The following is an 18,797-nucleotide window of genomic DNA, read 5'->3' as shown; positions in this document are numbered from 1 at the left end:
ACTATTTCAGTTATTGATCTTTAGTGTGGCCTAATATAAGTCGTTATTAATGTTAATGAAGTAAGAAATTAAAGGAAATAAAGGGGACGGAGGGATTAAATCTTAATCCCTCCGTCCCCTTTATTTTATTACTAATGTCCAATCATCTTCGAGTCGTGTTTGTGTACATCGGTTTTGATCAGGGCAAAGATGACCAGTGGTATCAGCAGTACCGCCAGAATAACCGGTATGCTATACATCAGGCCTTCATTGTAATTAAGAAAACGTACGCCTATAACCAGTCCGGTATGTGTTGCGGCCAGTACAATACCGGCAACGGTGGTAATTGTTCCGGGCAGTAGTGGCACGGCAATGGCATATATCAGATAAGGGAATAAACCGGCCAGCAGAATATTGTCCTGAAACAGATAACCCGCTTCGAAGAAAGGGGTAAAGGCGGTAATAAAGGACAGGCATACCCCGTACAGGATAATCGTCCAGCCAGCTCGATTGGCATAATGTTGAGACTCCATAATATCACCTCCATGCATTAGCATCAGTGTTTTTGAAGTGTTAATTTAGAACTAATATTGTATGTCAGGTGTACAGGCTTAAAAAACAATAAAATGAAGGGTAATTAATTGAATGTACGCCATTATCTATAAAGAATAATTCAACAAATTTTATGATCATAAAAGGATATTAGAGTTCGACTATCTTTTTATGGATAACGCTGTTTAGCTACAAGTAGTACCAACCGACTAATCATCTGAATCGACCATATAAACCGTGTGAAATTTTAATTACTACATAAACTAAAATTGGGGCGATGATAGATAGTAATCATTCAAAAATGTAAATAATTCTCAGTTGTTACTGCTCAGGTTTTCTTCTTAAAATTATTTATGTAAGGCTTTGTTTTTATTATTAAAAAAACCGTCACAATATTCGTACGAAAATGAACGAACAATATTCTGGTATTTAGTGTGGTTATTCATTAGTTTTCTTTTTTAAATGTAATAAAAATTACTACTGTATCTGGCTTGCAGCTCATGAATTTCAATTCGGCTAACTCAAGAACAGGTTTATTGCATGATTAAGTTAATTGATGTAGAAAGTGCGAGGTGTTTGTATGCATAGTCCCAATGTAGCCAGAATTGAACCGGTAATGAATCAATCTCTGGAGATTCATAATGATAGACAAAATGAGCTTAAACAGGCTTATCCATTTCTTGGTGATGTTAATGACCCTGCATGGGTTGAAACAATTAATAATGCAAAAAAGTTAAATGTTAAACCCCATACCACTATGTTTCATGGCTCATCTGCCTGTAATAAATTCATGCTTATCCTAAAAGGCACTATAAGGATTTATCAAATAGCAGATGATGGACGCGAAATCACCCTATACAGGGTAGAAGCCGGTGGTTTGTGTGTTTTAAGCTTGAACAGCATGTTACAGAAACATGCGTACAATGCGGTTGCAAAAACAGAAACAGATGTCACGGCTTTAGTGTTAAGCGCAGATGATTTTAATGGTGCGATGAATGGTATAGAAAAATTTCGTAATTATGTGCTCACATCTTTAACTGATCGCTTATGTGAAACGATGTACCTTGTTCAAGATACAGCTTTTAATCATTTAAATATGCGTCTGGCTTGCATGCTGGGTGGATTGTTTGAACGCAATAAGGGAGCCGCATTAAAAATAACCCATCAAGATCTAGCTCACGAATTAGGTACAACACGTGAAGTAGTAAGCCGAATCTTAAAAGAATTTGAAAAAGAAAACTGTGTAAAACTATCTCGTGGACGTATTAATCTTGCATCTACAGAAGGACTTAAATGGTATTCAGGTAAAAATAACTAAATAGTATTCAGGGTGTTAGCGCTAGTTTAGTGCCTGGTTGTATATGAATGATTGTCTGCAATAGACTGTCGGTCATAGTCTGGACATTTTCACAGCTTTTTCTTAAGCAAAGGACAGTTACTGTCCTGTAGTTTTAATTCATTTTTATAAAGCATGAATATCGTAGCTGTTGATAGATATCAGGCTGTAATAATTTCATATATTAATTTACTTACGTTAAATCTGCTATTTTGTCGTCAGCTGAGACTAAGTCCTACAGTGATATAGTAGTGTTCAGTTTGTGTATTCCTCAATTGTTTTCAGATAACTATTAAATCTCATCTGTGAAATATCACCGTCTTTTAGTGCCTGCTGAATTGCGCAGCCTGGTTCGTGTTGGTGGCTGCAATTTGAGAATTTGCAGTGACCAATATATTTTCTTAATTCTATAAAACCGTGAAGTATGTCTTCGGCTGTTGAATTCCATAATCCGAAATCACGTACACCCGGTGAGTCAATTAATACGCCGCCACAGGGTAAGGTGTAGAGTGTTGAACTGGTGGTGGTGTGTGTGCCTTCACCACTTGCGGCGGAAAGCTCACCTACGCGAATATTTAATTCGGGCATCAGGTGATTAATTAATGATGATTTACCCACGCCTGATAAACCGACAAAAATACTGGTGTGTGATTGTAGGGTTTCTAACAAATCATCAAAACCACAATCAGTTACTTTACTGGAGGTAATCACTTTATAACCGATGTTCTGATAATCTTTTACCAGTTTTCTAATGCTGTCTTTGTTTTTTTCTTCTAACAGATCAATTTTATTGATGAGAATAATCGGTGTTGCCGGCAGGTTTTCTGCGGCAATAAGATAACGGTCAATCAGATAAGGTTTGGGGTCTGGCTGCACGGCAGAGACAATAATGATCTGATCGATGTTTGCGGCCATGGGTTTTAACTTGCCACCAAAACCCGGTTTTTGTAATAGTGATTGACGTTCTTCAACGGCGACAACTACACCTTCATTATTATCGGCGAGTGCGGGTTGCCAGATAACCTGATCACCACAAACCAGTGTGCCCAGATTTCGCCTTGCAACACAGCGGTGTAATTTTTTTTCTTTGTCTTCAACTATTTGAGCGCGGCCATAGTTGGTAATAACCAGACCGGATTGTTCAGGACCTAAGCCTTGCTGTGAAAGTGTGTCTGATTTTTCCTGTTGATTGTCTGCGGCTTTTTCACGACGTTTTTGTTGAATGCTTTTAATGCGTCGTTGTTGCTGATCGTTGATGCGTCTTTTTGCCATTGTCAGGTAATTGCAATGGTATGTGCCGGGTTAGGATTAACCCGGCTAGTGATAGTTGTGTATAAAACCATCGGTTTATTTAGAACTTGTAATAACGATCATTTAAAAAATCAACAACAGATGTGGTTTCAGGTTGAGTCCATTCGGCTTTTGCTGCACCTTTCATGCAGTTTTCTACCTGACTCTCCAGTGCTGACATGGTTTTTACCATACGCTCATCACGGGTATATACACTGCTGCCGTGACACTTTGTGCATTTTTTGTCATGTAAATCTTTACCGCCATGATGTTTATCATCAGCGGCATACAGGTTTGTGCTCAGGCTGACAGATAAAGTCAGTAAAAGAAAACTCATTATTTTTTTCATCTTTAATTCCTGTTTTTCCAATTGTTTTTTTCTAGTTATTAGTGGTTAGCCAGATGCGCAATTCTTACGGGCGCAGGGGGATGGCTGTCATAAAATGCTGAATACAGTGGATCCGGTGTTAATGTATTGGCATTTTCTTTATAAAGATTAACCAGTGCATGTATTAAATATTTTGCTTCAGATTGTTCCGCTGCATAATCATCGGCTTCAAACTCATTCTTACGTGAAAACATGCTCATTATCGGGCTAAGTAAAAATGTAAACACAGGTGTCACAATGGTGAACAGTAATAATGCCATATAGGTAGAAGAAGTACTAATGCCCAACGAGGTGTAAAACCAGTCTGCTTTCATTAACCAGGCGAGTATGGCTAAACCCGCTAATGTGGTTGCAAAGGAAATCGCCATGCCTTTTACAATATGTTTGCGTTTAAAGTGACCCAGTTCATGGGCCAGCACTGCTTCAAGTTCATCATCACTTAATGATTCAAGTAAGGTGTCATAAAATACAATACGTTTGTTTTTACCAAAACCTGAAAAGTAGGCATTACCATGGCTGGAGCGTTTAGAGCCATCAATAACAAAAATGCCATCACTATTAAAACCGCAACGATTTAATAAACCGGTAATGCGGTTTAAGGTTTCACCTTCTTCCAGAGGTGAGAATTTATTAAAAATGGGTGCTATCCATGTGGGGTAGGCCCAGGCGATGAGTAAGCTGAATGTTGTTAACACAACCCAGGTATATAACCACCAGAACTCGCCTGCCTGTTCCATTAACCAGAGCACAACCCAGATGAGAGGCACGCCTAAAATAAGACCCAGTAATCCGCCTTTAAACATATCTATAATAAATATTTTGATTGTGGTGCGGTTAAAGCCGAATTTTTCTTCAATAACAAAGGTGCTGTAAAGCGAGAAGGGAAGGTCGAGTAAAGATGAAATAAACATCATGCAAAGAATGACCAGAATACCTGTATAAACCGAGCCTAACTCATAACCACGTGCAAACTGATCAAGCAGTTCAAGGCCACCACCAAATGTCCACGCTAATAATATGCCCGCATCATAGATGAGAGGTAAGCGCCCGAATTTAACTTTAGTAGAGGTGTAGTCAGCTGCTTTCTGATGTTCATCCAGTGTGATTTTTTCATTGAATGCATCTGGCACCTGAGCTCTGTGTTTCTGAATATGAGTCAGATGACGTTGGGAAAGCCAGAACTTAACGACGATGGATATAGCAAAAAAAACTAAAAATAGAACTGCAAAATTGTGCATGTATACCTACTACTGATTTATATATGGTCGGGGGTTACGGGGTAAATCATTTATGTTAGGGCTGATTATCGCTTTTCTAGAGAAAATGTTCTACTGTGTATTTTGTAAGTATATTAATAAAGAATTTGGAGAAAACCATGTCACAGGTAAACCCGGATAATTTAATCTGGATTGATCTTGAAATGACCGGCCTCGAGCCAGCTAGCGACGTGATAATTGAAATTGCGACGATTGTTACGGATAAAGACCTTAATATTCTGGCTGAAGGCCCAATGATAGCGGTGCATCAGAGTGATGAGTTACTCGATGGCATGGATGAGTGGTGTACTAATCAGCATGGTAAATCAGGTTTAACTCAGCGTGTTAAAGACAGTGCATACTCAGATGTGGATGCTGAAAAACAGACCATTGCGTTTTTAAAGCAATATGTGCCAGCAGGTAAGTCGCCTATGTGTGGTAACAGTATCTGTCAGGATCGTCGATTTTTAGCCAACTATATGCCTGATCTGGAAGAGTTTTTTCATTATCGTAATCTGGATGTAAGCACACTTAAGGAGCTTGCAGCGCGTTGGGCACCGGATGTGGCTAAAGGTTTTAAGAAAGACTCATCACATCTGGCGATGGATGACATTAAAGATTCAATCAATGAGCTGGTTTATTACCGTGAGCATGTATTGAATATTTAGTTATTACTTGTCAGTTAATGAGCACGGTTGTTTTTTGCGTTCACTGACTGACAACAGTTTTAATTTTAGATTGATTAGCAGGAAATTATACAGTCGCTTTTCTTCTAGCAAAAGTGGCTATGCCAATAAGACCAGAGATAAACAACCAGGCTGCAGCAGGTAATGGAACAGCTGAAACCTGACCTACAGCGAGAAGGTCGGTGTTATCCTCAAATTTCATAGTGAATGTGCCGAAGGCATCTGCTGAGCCACCAAAAGTGCTCGCTTCAAGACTTCCGTAAACAGTGAAAAATTCGCCTGCACCCACTGTAAAGCTGGCAATGCCAGGAACAGTCGTTTCCCCATTACCTGATATTTCAGAGCCCGACCCACCGAATTCAGATGCTATCTGAGAGCCGCAGGCGTAACCAAGATCATTTAAACTATTGGCAGTGCTGCCACATAATGTGCTATCAGCAAAAACATTGGCACCTGAATAGACAAAAAAGTCGGCATCAATAAATGAGGAAGGTGAGCTGTCTACAATGCCATGTAAATTGAGACTGATGGTGTAAGTATTAGATGTGCTGCTGGTGTTTTGATACACCTGAAATGCAGATGCTTCTGCTGAGATAAACCAGTCATCTGATGCATCAGTATGACGATCATATATTGCTTCAGCTCTAAGCACAGGAGCAAAGGCATTTGTATCAAAGCCGGCTTCAGCTCTGTATGAGTATGCGCCTAACGTGCCAAAGCCTGGAACTACCTGTAAGCTTCGTGAACCTTGAACGGAAGCAGTGCTTTGATCAATGCCACCAGACGTTTCGCTAGTGCCAAAAAGACCACCTGCTGCATATGTGCCGATACTTGCTGATTGAACCGTAGCGGTAGTTAAAAGGGTCGATAAAAGCAGTAATTTGCTGATGTTTTTCATTTGAGTTTCATCCATTAAAATTTAAATTATTGACTATCTAGTTTTTATGGATGCCATACTATAGTAGTCATGTATTAGGATCAACTTATGCAGCCTGGATATTTATAGTTATTGATCAGAAAACAGGCTAATTGAATCTCTATTAGTATATGACCCTGATTATGTCTTGAAGATTAATCTTAGAGTTTTTTCTGTAAAGGTATGCAAAGGGGTTGTTAGTTCTCAATCGGTGTATCGGTCCGGTTTCCCCATTCACTCCACGACCCCGGGTAACCTCTTACTTTTTCATAGCCCAGATATTTAAGCATTAAGTAGGACAATGCAGAGCGATGATGACTCTGGCAATACACTATTATTTCTTTATCTTGCGTTAACCCCAGTTCATCTAACATGGGTTGTAGAGTTTCTTTAGAGAGCAGTCGGTAGTTAGCTTCGGTGTCCATTGCACGCGTCCATTCAAAATGCTTTGCACCGGGGATACGTCCGGTTTTCTGTGCGTATTTTGCATTGCCGGTAAATTCATCAATACTGCGAGCATCGAGTAAACCGACAGCGTTATTCTCAAGGTTATCTATTATGTATTCAGTGCTGGCAACGACTGGTTGCAAGTTGAAATCAACTTTATAATGTTTATCACCCGGGTTGGGCTGGCTGGTTACGCTTTTATTGCTGAGGGGGTGTTTTTCTCGATACCAGGCTATCAGGCCGCCATTTAACATGCTGGCATTATTGTGATTCATGGCGTGTAATGTCCAGATCAGGCGTGCTGCTTTGCCACCACCTTCCTCATCATAAGCCACGATTTGCGTATTCGGGGTTATGCCCAGAGAATTAATAATATGTTCGAATTGTTTGGCTTCGGGTAATAGGCCGGTGTAGGGCTGATTCATGCCGACAATATGGCCGTAATCTAAAAAGACGGCTTCTGGTATGTGTGCCTGCTGGTATTGTTTGGGGCTGGATAAATCAACAATGAGCAGGTTTTCATTGTTTAGAATTGCATTGAGTGCTTCGGGTTCAATGACCAGGGGTAATGGGGGAGTATTTGTCATGGGTGATTATTTAATTCAAATTCAAATTTTTGTCATCCCCGACACAAGCGTTCGGGAATGACGGGAATACATCCTCTCGGCTATGTATGACGGAGTAATGTTCTTTGTTTTAATAAGTAATATTACAGGTAATTTAAGGCGTCAATACCGTATTCTCTGCTTCGTCATCCATCTGCAAATAATCCAGTGTGTAATGCAGCCCACGGCTTTCCTTGCGTTGCATAGCGCTGCGAATAATTAAATCTGCTACTACGGCCAGATTACGTAATTCAAGTAAGTCGGCGGTTACGCGGAAGTTGCCATAGTATTCTTCAATTTCCAGCAGTAGCAAATCAACTCGACGTTTGGCGCGTTGCAGGCGTTTATCGGTGCGTACGATGCCAACATAATCCCACATGAAACGTCTGAGTTCATCCCAGTTGTGAGAGACGACTACTTCTTCATCCGAGTTGGTTACCCGGCTTTCATCCCAGGCTTCTATTGAGTCCCATTTACACTTTGTATTTTCATTTTCGGTGATATGTTGCGCGGCCGCCCGAGCAAATACCAGGCACTCAAGTAATGAGTTACTCGCCATACGATTAGCGCCATGCAAACCGGTGAATGCGGTTTCACCAATGGCGTATAAATTTTCAATGTCGGTCTGACCGTGTAAATCAGTCATTACACCACCACAGGTATAGTGGGCAGCGGGCACAACCGGAGCTGGTTCTTTGGTCAGATCAATACCAAACTCTTTACACTTGGCATAAATAGTCGGGAAATGTGAGCGAATAAAAGCAGCGGATTTATGGCTGATATCCAGATACAGACAATCGACACCCAGGCGTTTCATTTCATGGTCGATTGCGCGGGCGACGATATCACGGGGTGCCAGTTCGCCTCGTTCATCAAACTTGTGCATAAAACGCGTGCCATCCGGCAGCAGTAAATGACCACCTTCACCTCTGAGTGCTTCAGTGAGTAAAAATGATTTGGCTTTAGGGTGATATAAACAGGTTGGGTGGAATTGCATAAATTCCATATTGGCGACCCGACAACCCGCACGCGTTGCCATGGCAATACCGTCACCGGTTGAACCATCCGGATTGGATGTATACAGGTAAACTTTACTGGCGCCACCTGAGGCGAGCACTACATTTTTCGCCTGATAGGTTTCCACATGCATATTGTTTTTATCCAGCACATAAGCACCAATGCAGCGATTGTGGTCCAGACCCAGTTTTTTTCCGGTGATTAAATCGACAGCAATGTGGTGATCTAGCAGGTCGATATTGTCACTGTGTTTAACATGATTTATGAGTGTGGTTTCCAGTGCCTGACCTGTGGCATCGGCAGCATGAATGACCCTGCGATGACTGTGACCGCCTTCGCGAGTCAGGTGCCAGCTCTTTTTACCATCTTTATGTTTATCTGTTGTAAAGGGCACACCCAGATCAGATAACCAGCTAATCGCTTGCGGGCCATTTTCTACGGTGAAGGTTGCAGCCTGTAAATCACACAGGCCACCCCCCGCATTCATGGTGTCTTCTATATGGGATTCAAAAGAGTCACTGCTACGTAAAACGGCTGAAATACCACCCTGCGCATAGTATGTGCTGCCTTCTGTTTCACGGTCTTTTGTTATCACCGCGACCTTCATATGAGGCGGTAAATTCAGCGCAAGTGTTAAACCTGCTGCGCCACCACCAATAATTAGAACTTCGTAGCGTTTGGTTTGTCTATTGTTTAGTTTGTTGGACATTGTTAATACATTTATACATATTATTAGGGTAAGTCTTTATGTCAGTATGCGAATCAGGTATTGTCCCAGTTATGGTTCCAGATCTAACTCTGGGGTTTGGCAGTGATACTACACCAAATAAGGTGATCACGCCTAAACGAACATTACAGGTTAGAGATAATCTAAGAAAACAGGCACAGGAAAAGCAGCAGGTGTCGAGTGGAGGACAGGCCCGTATGGGCGAGCGCGAAATTGATCAGGCTCTGGTAGAGCGGGTACAGCAAGGCGACAAGAAGGCTTTTGATATTCTGGTATTGAAGTACCAGCATCGGATTATCAAGCTGGTTGCACGTTTTGTGAGAAACGGTGATGAAGTTCAGGATGTAACGCAGGAAGCATTTATTAAGGCTTATCGTGCATTGAAAAATTTCCGTGGGGACAGTGCTTTTTATACCTGGATGTACCGTATTGCGATTAATACGGCAAAAAATTATCTGGTGTCTGCAAGTCGCAGAGCAACAGAATCGGCTGTGGATGCTCAGGATGCAGAGCAATATGACGGAGCTGACTGGTTACGTGAATATGCCACACCGGAAAAAGAATTATTAGCTCAGGAAATTAAACAGGTTATTCATAAATCAATAGGTGAACTGCCTTCTGATTTAAAAGAAGCGGTGACATTACGTGAAATGGAAGGCCTGAGTTACGAAGAAATCGCCGAAGTCATGGACTGCCCAATCGGTACAGTACGTTCACGTATTTTCCGTGCACGTGAAGCAATAGATAAGCAACTTAAGCCACTGCTAGATGGTAAATCCTAGGTGAGTATGATGAATAAAGAACAACAACGTGACGAACAGTTATCCGCATTATTAGACAGTGCTTTAGATGAGCAGCAATTAGCGTCTTATATGCAGGATTTAAAACGTGACCCGATTGCAGATGCGGAAGCTGCCCAGCGTTATCGTTTAATGGGTGATGTGTTACGTGAAGAGTTAGATCAGTCTTCATTTATGGACATTAGCTCAGCTGTGCATCGTGCGATTGAGCAGGAGCCCGATTACAATGAAGCAGCTGTTTCTGCAAAGCAGAAAACGCAGTTTAGTCTGTCAGCGCTTTTTTCAGGCTGGGTAAAACCATTAACCGGTATGGCGGTTGCAGCCTCAGTTGCGATGGTGACTCTGGTTACATTTAATACCGTGCAGAACAGTGGTGGTGTGGAGCAGTCTGCGCAGTTAGCTCAGTCATCACCAATAGAGTCAGCACCAATAGAGAGAGTGAGCTCTGAAATTTCACGTAATGTGCAGGTTGCATCTACTTTAAGGATCAGTGAAAAAACACCTGAGCAGCAAAAGTTATTAAATAACTATATGATGCAACATTCCGGTTATGCGAGTCAGTCTACAATGCAGGGTATGATGCCTTATGTGCGTGCGGCTGATGTTAAAACTCATGAGACTGAGTCGGAAAAACATTAAATAGGTCTTCGTAGGTTTTTTGGTGGTATTACAGCAGGGGGCAGAGCCGTGAAAAGTCGGATCTGACCCCGAGTAGAGAAACTTGAGAAAAGTGACCAGAGTAAAGTTCATGGGTTATAAATCAATTTGAGATATTTTTTATGGGGTTGGAGCTTGTTTAGAACATTTTCTTTATTTTTATTTTTTTCTTTATCTCTAGCTGCAAATGCTAGCCCGGTTGATCACTGGCTTGATAAAATGGATCAGGCCACAAAATCACAGAATTATCAGGGCACACTGGTTATTCGCCAGGATGACAAACTACAGGCTATAAAAGTTAAACAGGGTGTGACAGCGGGTGAAAACTGGCAGACGCTGGAATCTCAGACCGGTGAAGATCAGATTATTTTTCGTAAAAACGGTTCTGTTACCACTATATTTCCGGGTAAAAAATTAATTACTGTTTCATCGGCTAAAACAGGTGCTGAAGATAAAGGGCCACTGCATCCCGCATTACCTGAAAACAGGGATAAACTGAAACAACTTTATCTTCTTGAGTTGGGTAACGAAGAGCGGGTTGCAAATAAAATCACTCAAATCATGCATATGATTCCCCGTGACAAGCACCGTTATGGTTATACCTTCTGGTTAGATAAACAAAGTGGTTTGTTATTAAAATGTGATTTACTGAATAACAAAGGTCGTGTGCTAGAGCAACTGATGTACAGCGATATTGAATTATTAACATCAGCACCGGCAAACAGGCTTGATGACTCTAAACTGGCCGAGTTTAAAAAAGTGATGCTATCGAAAAGCACGGATGTAAAATCAAAAAGCTGGTATGCAGAAAAAATGCCCGCGGGTTTTGTTTTAACCCGTTCGATAAAAACAAATCAACAGCAGCCAGCGTATCATATGGTGTTTAGTGATGGCATGGCGTCGGTTTCTGTCTTTATTGAGACAGCTAAAGAAAAACAGAAAACACTGGTCGGTCAGTCCAGGATGGGCCCGGTAAATGCGTATAGCTCATTTGTTAATGATACTTTTGTGACTGCGATTGGTGAGGTGCCGGCTTCAACTGTTCGCATGATCGCTACTTCTATGCAGCCTGTTCAGTAAAAGAGCGTCTTTAAATGATTGAAGAAAATGCCGTTGTTATTGACGTGAATGAACAGCAGGTGTTGTTAGAGACGCAGCGAAAGTCAGCCTGTCAAAGCTGTTCTGTGAAATCAGGTTGTGGTACTTCTACCTTGTCAAAAGTGGTGGGTAATCGAAGCTCTCAGTTTGCAGTAGATAATACTCTGGATGTGAAAGTGGGTGACACGGTGGTGGTTGCTATCGATGAAAATGCTTTAGTGCAGGGTTCCCTGCTAATTTATTTATTTCCCCTGATTTTCATGATGATGTTCGGTATATTGGTGGAGTATTTTTTTTCTAATGAATTAATCACTATTGCTTCTGTTGTTAGCGGTTTTGTTTTTGCGATGATTCTGGTTCGTAGAGTGATGTCGGGCAGTGGTTTAAAAAAATCAATTCAGCCTCATTTAATACGTCGAGTTTAGATAAAATATATTTTGTAGGTGCTCCATCAGGTGCGCATGGGTTATAAAAATATTAGTTATGTATTTGCTTTGAAAGCAGCAGTTACAAAAATAGAGAGCCATTATGTTAGTTAGAACACCGTTACTTTTTTTGCTTGTCCTGTTATTGAGTAGTTTGCAATTGCAGGCCAGTTCGTTACCTGAATTTGCTGATCTAGTTGAAGAAAATGGTAAAGCGGTCGTCAATATCAGTACGCGACAAAAGTCGTCTTCATCCAACTCATGGAACAAATTAAAAGAGGAGCTGGGTGGTGAGCTGCAAATTCCCGATGACTCTCCTTTTAATGAATTATTTAAACACTTCCTGGGTGAGGGTATGCCTCGTCAGAAACAGGAATCAACTTCACTGGGTTCTGGTTTTATTCTTTCTGAAGATGGTTTCATTATTACTAATCACCATGTAGTTGAAGGTGCGGATGAAATCCTGGTTCGCCTGAGTGATAAGCGTGAATTATCTGCGAAGGTAATTGGTAGTGATGAGTTTAGTGATATTGCGCTGCTTAAAGTTGAAGCAAATGATTTACCCGTTGTAGCTATTGGTAATTCAGATAAGTTGCGAGTGGGAGACTGGGTGCTGGCGATTGGTTCACCTTTTGGTTTTGATCACTCTGCCACTGCGGGTATTGTCAGTGCCAAAGGTCGTAGCTTGCCCAGAGCAAATTATGTCTCGTTTATTCAAACAGATGTGGCGATTAATCCGGGAAATTCCGGAGGCCCTCTGTTTAACCTTGATGGTGAGGTCATTGGTATAAACTCACAGATATATAGCCGAACCGGTGGTTTTATGGGGCTGTCATTTTCAATACCCGTTGAAGTTGCTATGGATGTTGTAAAGCAGCTTAAAAAGTCTGGTACGGTTAGCCGTGGATGGCTGGGGGTTTATATTCAGGAAATCACCCATGAAATTGCACAGAGTTTTAATCTCGATAAACCTGTTGGTGCATTAGTCTCACAGGTTATTGAAAATAGCCCGGCAGAAAAAGCCGGCTTTAAAGCCGGGGATGTGATTTTATCGTTTAATAGAAAGCCCATTCTTGACTCATCTGATTTGCCACCTCTTGTTGGTAGAGTGCCGGTTGGCTCAAAAGCTAATGTTAATATTCTGCGTAATGATAGAAAAATGATTCTGGTGGTGAAGATTGAAGAACTGCCGTCAGAGAGTCAGCCCATTGCAGCGGCTGAAACAAAACCCTCGTCTTCAAACAAGATGGGGGTTGAGGTGATTGATCTGGATGAAGACTCAATGCAGGCATTAGGGCGAGGTGTTCTTGTAAGAAATGTGGTGCCCGGAAGTGTCGCTGATCAGTCAGGACTGGTGGCAGGAGATGTTTTGCTGCAACTTGACCGCAAAAATGTAAAAAATGTGGCTGATTTTCGTAAAAAAGTTGCCAAATTACCCACAGGCCGTATGATTCCCGTTCTGGTTCATCGCCAGGGGTCAGATCAGTTTATTGTGATGAAGATTACCGGTAACGAGTGATCGAATTCACCGTCTATTCACGTTATGGATGCCATCTCTGTGAAGACCTGTTAATGCAGCTATACCAGCTGCAGCAGGTCCACAGTTTCAGAATAATTGAAGTCGATATCGATTCAAATCCCCAGCTAATTGAACAGTATGGCTCACTGGTGCCGGTGGTTACCTGTGAGGACAAACAAATTTGCCATTATTTTTTAGATCAGGCTGCAATATTGCAGTTGCTGGAAAATAATCAATAAATCGGGTTGTTCAGTGTAACCTGATGATAAATAAGAGATTTAAGATTCAATTAACATGCAAAATATACGTAATTTTTCTATCATCGCTCATATAGATCACGGTAAATCGACGCTGGCTGATCGTTTTATCCAGGTTTGTGGTGGTTTATCAGAGCGCGAAATGGAAGCGCAGGTACTGGATTCAATGGATCTGGAGCGCGAACGCGGTATCACTATTAAAGCGCAATGTGTTTCACTTGATTACAAAGCTAATAATGGTGAGGTCTATCAGCTTAACTTTATTGACACACCGGGCCATGTCGATTTCTCTTATGAAGTATCACGCTCACTACAGGCTTGTGAAGGCGCGTTATTAGTTGTGGATGCATCGCAGGGTGTTGAGGCACAAAGTGTGGCGAACTGTTACACCGCAATTGAGTTAGGACTGGAAGTGATGCCCGTATTAAATAAAATTGATTTACCCGCTGCGGATGCGGACAGGGTTGCTCAGGAAATAGAAGATATTATTGGTATTGAAGCTACTGATGCCTGTCAGGTGAGTGCTAAGTCGGGTATCGGTATAGATGAGTTGCTGGAAAGGCTGGTAGAAGAAATACCTGCCCCGGAAGGTGATCCTGATGCACCGCTAAAAGCACTGATTGTTGATTCATGGTTTGATTCCTATGTGGGTGTTGTTACGCTGGTTCGAGTCATTGACGGGGCTATCCGCAAGGGTGACAAGATGCAAATCATGTCTACAGGCAGGAACTTTGGCGTTGATTTTGTGGGTATATTCACACCTAAGCGTGAAGATACACCAGTGCTGGAATGTGGTCAGGTAGGTTTTATCATAGCCGGCATTAAAGAAATAGATTCAGTTAAAGTCGGTGATACGATTACATTGACTGACAATCCTGCTGAAGAGGTTTTAGAGGGTTTTAAAGAAGTTCAGCCGCGGGTATTCGCGGGGATGTTCCCGGTGGAAGCGGATGATTTTGAAAGTTTCCGTGAGGCACTGGATAAACTTACATTAAATGACTCTGCACTGCAGTTTGAGCCAGAATCTTCAACCGCATTAGGTTTTGGTTTCCGTATTGGTTTCCTTGGTATGTTACATATGGAAATCGTGCAGGAACGTCTGGAACGGGAATATGATTTAAACCTGATTACCACCGCACCGACCGTAGTTTATGAGGTATTGAAAACGGATGGTAATATTATCCAGATTCATAATCCGTCAGATCTGCCTGAAGTGAATTACATAGAAGAAATTCGTGAACCGATTATTCAGGCGAATATTCTGGTACCTCAGGAATATGTCGGGAATGTGATTAGCCTGTGTATTGAAAAACGTGGCGTTCAGACGAATATGCAATACATGGGAGTTCAGGTCGCATTGACTTATGATATGCCTATGTCGGAAGTGGTACTGGATTTCTTTGACAGATTAAAATCTGTAAGCCGTGGTTATGCCTCTTTTGATTATGAATTTAAGTATTTTCAGGAATCAAAACTTACCAAAGTTGATATTCTGATTAACTCGGAAAGAGTAGACGCACTAGCGGTGATTGTTCATGCAGAAGCTTCACAAAGAAGAGGCCGGGAAGTTGCGGATAAAATGCGTGAGCTTATTCCAAGACAAATGTTTGATATCGCTATTCAGGCTGCGATTGGTCGGCAGATTATAGCGCGTAGTACGGTAAAAGCTTTACGTAAAAATGTAACGGCAAAATGTTATGGTGGTGATGTAAGTCGTAAGAAAAAATTACTGGAAAAACAGAAAAAAGGTAAAAAACGCATGAAGCAGTTTGGTAAAGTCGAAATTCCTCAGGAAGCGTTTTTAGCAGTGCTAAAAGTAGACAGTTAGTAAAACTGCATAAATTAAAACATAACAATTCATGTGAAAACTGGATTGTTATAATAGCGATATAACTTTAATGGGCTTACCCGAAAATTATTGGGAAAGACAGAAAATAAATAACAGAGTTAACTATGAATATTAATTACGATTTTGCATTTTTCCTGTTTTCAGGAACAGTTCTTACCGGCATTATCTGGCTTTTTGATGCTGTTGCATTAGCGCCACGTCGAAAAATCAATAATCCACATGAATACAGTGGTGAAAGTGTTCATGGTGGTACGTCTGGCAGTAATGACGAGCCGGTTATTGTTGAATACGCTAAATCTTTTTTTCCTGTTTTACTTATTGTGTTTTTGTTAAGAGGGTTTCTGGTAGAGCCTTTTCGTATTCCATCGGGATCAATGATACCGAGTTTATATATTGGAGACTTTATTCTGGTGAATAAATTCGCTTACGGCGTAAAAGTGCCAGTATTCAATAAGGTGATTTACGAAGTTGATAAACCTGAACGGGGTGATGTTGCTGTATTTAAGTATCCTCGTGATCCGTCAGTAGATTATATCAAGCGGGTGATCGGTATTCCCGGTGATCACATTGCATATTACAATAAAGTGCTCTATGTAAATGGTAAGACGGTAGATCGTAAGCGTGTAGGTGAATACAGTGGACCGGGCGAATTTAATCCTGCGCAGGAATATGTCGAAAACCTGTTGGGCATAGAGCATAATATTTTAATCATACCGGGACGCCCCGGACTTGATGCTGAGTATATTGTTCCGGAAGGTCATTATTTTATGATGGGAGACAACCGTGATAACAGTAATGACAGTCGTTATTGGGGTGTGGTGCCAGAAAAACATCTTGTTGGTAAAGCGTTTATGATCTGGATGCACTGGGATAGCGGTATTGGTTTTGGGCGTATTGGACAATCAATTGAATGAGGTGTGGTGGAATGATAAATAAGAAACAGTCGGGATTAACCATGATTTCCTGGGCTATTATTATAGCGTTTATCGCTGTGCAGGGTATTATGGCGTTGCGAATTATTCCCGTGTATTTAAATTATCAATCTCTTAAAACCATTATGGATTCGATGGCGGTTGATCCAACAGTTAAAAAAATGGGCGCTAAAAAAATTAGTAAATTATTTCGAAAGCGCTTAAAAATTAATAACCTCTATGATCTGGCTGATAACAAGGCAGCATTCAAATTTAAGAAGATTGCCAAGGGTTATCATCTGACAGCTAAATATGAAGAAAGAGGCCCTATATGGGGTAATCTCAAGTTTGTAGCTGATTTTGAATATGAAGTGGATATTTTAATCAGATAGTTTTTATGTCTAAAAAATCAAACTCAAACCAGCCTGATTTACCCAGACTGGAAAAATTAATAAACTATCAATTTAATAAAATTGAATTATTAAATGAAGCTGTAACACATAGAAGCGCAGGCGCCAGAAATAATGAACGCCTTGAGTTTTTAGGCGATAGTATTTTAAATTTTGTTATCGCAGCTGATTTGTTTACACGATACCCCGGATCTTCAGAAGGTGATTTAAGTCGATTACGTGCGAGCCTTGTAAATAAAGAAGGTTTGTTTCTGGTTTCACAGGATTTAAAATTAGGTGATTATTTAATTTTAGGCAGTGGAGAGTTAAAAAGCGGTGGTTTTCGTCGCAATTCGATACTGGCGGACACAGTAGAGGCAATATTTGGTGCTGTTTATATGGACAGTGATTTAGAATGTTGCAGAGATATTATATTACGACTTTATAACGAACAGCTTGAAAATATACTGGATGCTGATTCACTTAAAGATCCCAAAACGCGCTTGCAGGAATTATTGCAATCAAGAAAATTTAGTTTACCAAAATATGATGTAATAGAAATTGTTGGTAAAGCGCATAATCAGCAATTCACAGTAAATTGTAAAATAGAGAAACTTGAGTTAGAGACAGAAGGTAAAGCGAGTAACCGTAGAAAAGCGGAACAACAGGCTGCCGATAAAATAATTCCACTAGTTCAGGAATTATTTAACAAAAACTAAGTAGCTATTCAGCTAAGCAGAATGATGAAGAAAAACCATGACTGATCAAAATTTCAAATGCGGTTACGTAGCAATAATAGGCAGACCTAATATGGGTAAGTCTACTTTGTTGAATCATATGCTGGGTTTAAAACTCAGTATTACATCACGTAAACCACAAACAACCCGCCATCAAATTCTGGGTGTTAAAACTGTTGATAACGGGCAGTTTATTTTTGTTGATACACCGGGAATTCACAGTGGTGGTAACCGCGCAATTAATCGTTATATGAATCGTGCCGCCAGTTCGGTTATTCATGATGTCGATGTTGTGTTGTTTCTAGTGCAGGCAATGAAATGGACTGATGAAGATGAGCTTGTATTGAAAAAACTGGAGCAGGTAGATGTCCCCGTTGTTTTGCTGGTAAACAAGGTTGATAAAATTGCAGATAAAGATCAGTTATTACCTTTTATTGCAGAAATTAGTGAAAAATATGATTTTGCAAATGTGATGCCTATATCGGCAACCCAGGGTCATAACGTACAACAGCTGGAAGATTACCTGTTAACGAAATTACCTGAAGCGTCTGCATATTTTCAGGATGATGAATTTACGGATAGAAGCACGCGTTTTCTGGTCGCTGAAATTATTCGTGAGAAACTCGTCAGGGAATTAGGTAATGAACTGCCTTATCAGACGACAGTAGAAATTGAACAATATAAAGATGAAGAAAAAATAACCCGTATCCATGCATTAATTCTAGTTGAAACCAAAGGTCAGAAAGTAATTGTAATTGGTGATAAAGGTGCAAGGTTGAAAAGTATCGGTACTAAAGCACGTAAAGATATTGAAAACCTGATTGATCGAAAAGTCTTTTTGAAATTATGGGTAAAAGTTAAATCCGGCTGGTCTGATAGCGAGGCTTCATTACGTAGCCTTGGTTATGATGCAGATTAATAATACAGCGGATAAACTCGGGGTCTGTTTCTTGTTG

20 protein-coding genes are annotated in these 18,797 nt (G+C 40.8%); 13 read left to right on the top strand and 7 right to left on the bottom strand.

Annotated features, from left to right (window positions below; genetic code table 11):
• Nucleotides 1–131: 131 nt before the first annotated feature.
• Nucleotides 132–512 (bottom strand): hypothetical protein, encoded by a 381-nt coding sequence (locus DIZ80_04540; GenBank protein ID RDH84740.1) that lies wholly within the window; start codon nucleotides 510–512, stop codon nucleotides 132–134.
• Between the two features lie 599 nt (nucleotides 513–1,111).
• Here DIZ80_04540 and DIZ80_04535 point away from each other — a divergent pair.
• Nucleotides 1,112–1,849, top strand: coding sequence for a Crp/Fnr family transcriptional regulator (locus DIZ80_04535; protein ID RDH84739.1), 738 nt, complete (start codon nucleotides 1,112–1,114; stop codon nucleotides 1,847–1,849).
• A gap of 273 nt (nucleotides 1,850–2,122) precedes the next feature.
• Here the strand turns inward: DIZ80_04535 and DIZ80_04530 are convergent, their stop codons facing one another.
• The 3 genes from DIZ80_04530 to DIZ80_04520 all read right to left on the bottom strand — a co-directional run bounded on the left by DIZ80_04530 (nucleotide 2,123) and on the right by DIZ80_04520 (nucleotide 4,783).
• Nucleotides 2,123–3,139: a ribosome biogenesis GTPase RsgA gene (locus DIZ80_04530; protein ID RDH84738.1), complete on the bottom strand. Its 1,017-nt coding sequence runs from the start codon at nucleotides 3,137–3,139 to the stop codon at nucleotides 2,123–2,125.
• A gap of 79 nt (nucleotides 3,140–3,218) precedes the next feature.
• On the bottom strand, nucleotides 3,219–3,506 hold the full coding sequence (locus DIZ80_04525; GenBank protein RDH84737.1) for a hypothetical protein: 288 nt from the start codon (nucleotides 3,504–3,506) through the stop codon (nucleotides 3,219–3,221).
• Nucleotides 3,507–3,544: 38 nt separating this feature from the next.
• The gene (locus DIZ80_04520; GenBank protein ID RDH84736.1) at nucleotides 3,545–4,783 is read right to left on the bottom strand and encodes a peptidase M48; all 1,239 of its coding nucleotides are present in this window, start codon (nucleotides 4,781–4,783) and stop codon (nucleotides 3,545–3,547) included.
• A gap of 137 nt (nucleotides 4,784–4,920) precedes the next feature.
• Between DIZ80_04520 and DIZ80_04515 the strand changes: the two genes are divergently transcribed.
• Entirely contained in the window at nucleotides 4,921–5,469 is a 549-nt protein-coding gene (locus DIZ80_04515) for an oligoribonuclease (protein RDH84735.1), read from the top strand.
• Nucleotides 5,470–5,554: 85 nt separating this feature from the next.
• On the opposite strand, the gene DIZ80_04510 is transcribed toward DIZ80_04515, so the two are convergent.
• The 3 genes from DIZ80_04510 to DIZ80_04500 all read right to left on the bottom strand — a co-directional run bounded on the left by DIZ80_04510 (nucleotide 5,555) and on the right by DIZ80_04500 (nucleotide 9,181).
• The gene (locus tag DIZ80_04510) at nucleotides 5,555–6,400 is read right to left on the bottom strand and encodes a hypothetical protein (GenBank protein RDH84734.1); all 846 of its coding nucleotides are present in this window, start codon (nucleotides 6,398–6,400) and stop codon (nucleotides 5,555–5,557) included.
• Between the two features lie 200 nt (nucleotides 6,401–6,600).
• Nucleotides 6,601–7,437 (bottom strand): thiosulfate sulfurtransferase, encoded by an 837-nt coding sequence (locus DIZ80_04505; GenBank protein ID RDH84733.1) that lies wholly within the window; start codon nucleotides 7,435–7,437, stop codon nucleotides 6,601–6,603.
• A 133-nt stretch (nucleotides 7,438–7,570) separates the two neighbouring features.
• Nucleotides 7,571–9,181, bottom strand: a complete 1,611-nt coding sequence (locus tag DIZ80_04500) for an L-aspartate oxidase (GenBank protein ID RDH84732.1) — start codon at nucleotides 9,179–9,181, stop codon at nucleotides 7,571–7,573.
• Nucleotides 9,182–9,396: 215 nt separating this feature from the next.
• On the opposite strand from DIZ80_04500, the gene rpoE reads away from it, so the two are divergent.
• The 11 genes from rpoE to DIZ80_04445 all read left to right on the top strand — a co-directional run bounded on the left by rpoE (nucleotide 9,397) and on the right by DIZ80_04445 (nucleotide 18,760).
• A complete protein-coding gene (rpoE, locus tag DIZ80_04495) occupies nucleotides 9,397–9,981 on the top strand; it encodes an RNA polymerase sigma factor RpoE (protein RDH85035.1) in 585 nt (194 codons plus the stop codon).
• Entirely contained in the window at nucleotides 9,982–10,638 is a 657-nt protein-coding gene (locus tag DIZ80_04490; GenBank protein RDH84731.1) for a hypothetical protein, read from the top strand. It begins immediately after the preceding gene.
• A 153-nt stretch (nucleotides 10,639–10,791) separates the two neighbouring features.
• Nucleotides 10,792–11,736 (top strand): hypothetical protein, encoded by a 945-nt coding sequence (locus DIZ80_04485; protein ID RDH84730.1) that lies wholly within the window; start codon nucleotides 10,792–10,794, stop codon nucleotides 11,734–11,736.
• Nucleotides 11,737–11,750: 14 nt separating this feature from the next.
• The gene (locus DIZ80_04480; GenBank protein RDH84729.1) at nucleotides 11,751–12,179 is read left to right on the top strand and encodes a polyurethanase; all 429 of its coding nucleotides are present in this window, start codon (nucleotides 11,751–11,753) and stop codon (nucleotides 12,177–12,179) included.
• Nucleotides 12,180–12,282: 103 nt separating this feature from the next.
• A complete protein-coding gene (locus DIZ80_04475) occupies nucleotides 12,283–13,698 on the top strand; it encodes a serine peptidase (GenBank protein ID RDH84728.1) in 1,416 nt (471 codons plus the stop codon).
• Between the two features lie 53 nt (nucleotides 13,699–13,751).
• Nucleotides 13,752–13,937: a thioredoxin family protein gene (locus DIZ80_04470; GenBank protein RDH84727.1), complete on the top strand. Its 186-nt coding sequence runs from the start codon at nucleotides 13,752–13,754 to the stop codon at nucleotides 13,935–13,937.
• Nucleotides 13,938–13,992: 55 nt separating this feature from the next.
• On the top strand, nucleotides 13,993–15,783 hold the full coding sequence (locus DIZ80_04465; GenBank protein RDH84726.1) for an elongation factor 4: 1,791 nt from the start codon (nucleotides 13,993–13,995) through the stop codon (nucleotides 15,781–15,783).
• Nucleotides 15,784–15,914: 131 nt separating this feature from the next.
• A complete protein-coding gene (gene lepB, locus DIZ80_04460) occupies nucleotides 15,915–16,718 on the top strand; it encodes a signal peptidase I (protein ID RDH85034.1) in 804 nt (267 codons plus the stop codon).
• Entirely contained in the window at nucleotides 16,715–17,107 is a 393-nt protein-coding gene (locus DIZ80_04455) for a hypothetical protein (GenBank protein ID RDH84725.1), read from the top strand. The genes lepB and DIZ80_04455 overlap by 4 nt, the downstream gene beginning before the upstream one ends.
• A 5-nt stretch (nucleotides 17,108–17,112) precedes the next feature.
• Complete coding sequence (locus tag DIZ80_04450) at nucleotides 17,113–17,823, top strand: ribonuclease III (protein RDH84724.1); 711 nt, start codon at nucleotides 17,113–17,115, stop codon at nucleotides 17,821–17,823.
• A gap of 37 nt (nucleotides 17,824–17,860) precedes the next feature.
• A complete protein-coding gene (locus tag DIZ80_04445) occupies nucleotides 17,861–18,760 on the top strand; it encodes a GTPase Era (protein ID RDH84723.1) in 900 nt (299 codons plus the stop codon).
• Nucleotides 18,761–18,797: the final 37 nt, after the last annotated feature.

Origin of the sequence: endosymbiont of Galathealinum brachiosum, assembly GCA_003349885.1 — a bacterium.
In the GTDB taxonomy this organism is placed as follows: domain Bacteria; phylum Pseudomonadota; class Gammaproteobacteria; order SZUA-229; family SZUA-229; genus SZUA-229.
The sequence above is the reverse complement of the archived record's forward strand: the minus strand, read 5'-3'. Positions and strand labels throughout refer to the sequence as shown.

What these genes read in the sequence shown, in the direction of transcription:
- DIZ80_04455 (RDH84725.1), top strand. Translation starts at nt 16,715, where the DNA reads ATGAGGTGTGGTGGAATGATAAATAAGAAACAGTCGGGATTAACCATG.
- DIZ80_04500 (RDH84732.1), bottom strand. Translation starts at nt 9,181, where the DNA reads ATGTCCAACAAACTAAACAATAGACAAACCAAACGCTACGAAGTTCTA.
- DIZ80_04465 (RDH84726.1), top strand. Translation starts at nt 13,993, where the DNA reads ATGCAAAATATACGTAATTTTTCTATCATCGCTCATATAGATCACGGT.
- DIZ80_04540 (RDH84740.1), bottom strand. Translation starts at nt 512, where the DNA reads ATGGAGTCTCAACATTATGCCAATCGAGCTGGCTGGACGATTATCCTG.
- DIZ80_04505 (RDH84733.1), bottom strand. Translation starts at nt 7,437, where the DNA reads ATGACAAATACTCCCCCATTACCCCTGGTCATTGAACCCGAAGCACTC.
- DIZ80_04470 (RDH84727.1), top strand. Translation starts at nt 13,752, where the DNA reads ATGCAGCTATACCAGCTGCAGCAGGTCCACAGTTTCAGAATAATTGAA.
- DIZ80_04530 (RDH84738.1), bottom strand. Translation starts at nt 3,139, where the DNA reads ATGGCAAAAAGACGCATCAACGATCAGCAACAACGACGCATTAAAAGC.
- DIZ80_04510 (RDH84734.1), bottom strand. Translation starts at nt 6,400, where the DNA reads ATGGATGAAACTCAAATGAAAAACATCAGCAAATTACTGCTTTTATCG.
- DIZ80_04480 (RDH84729.1), top strand. Translation starts at nt 11,751, where the DNA reads ATGATTGAAGAAAATGCCGTTGTTATTGACGTGAATGAACAGCAGGTG.
- DIZ80_04525 (RDH84737.1), bottom strand. Translation starts at nt 3,506, where the DNA reads ATGAAAAAAATAATGAGTTTTCTTTTACTGACTTTATCTGTCAGCCTG.
- DIZ80_04520 (RDH84736.1), bottom strand. Translation starts at nt 4,783, where the DNA reads ATGCACAATTTTGCAGTTCTATTTTTAGTTTTTTTTGCTATATCCATC.
- rpoE (RDH85035.1), top strand. Translation starts at nt 9,397, where the DNA reads ATGGGCGAGCGCGAAATTGATCAGGCTCTGGTAGAGCGGGTACAGCAA.
- DIZ80_04535 (RDH84739.1), top strand. Translation starts at nt 1,112, where the DNA reads ATGCATAGTCCCAATGTAGCCAGAATTGAACCGGTAATGAATCAATCT.
- DIZ80_04475 (RDH84728.1), top strand. Translation starts at nt 12,283, where the DNA reads ATGTTAGTTAGAACACCGTTACTTTTTTTGCTTGTCCTGTTATTGAGT.
- DIZ80_04515 (RDH84735.1), top strand. Translation starts at nt 4,921, where the DNA reads ATGTCACAGGTAAACCCGGATAATTTAATCTGGATTGATCTTGAAATG.
- DIZ80_04450 (RDH84724.1), top strand. Translation starts at nt 17,113, where the DNA reads ATGTCTAAAAAATCAAACTCAAACCAGCCTGATTTACCCAGACTGGAA.
- DIZ80_04445 (RDH84723.1), top strand. Translation starts at nt 17,861, where the DNA reads ATGACTGATCAAAATTTCAAATGCGGTTACGTAGCAATAATAGGCAGA.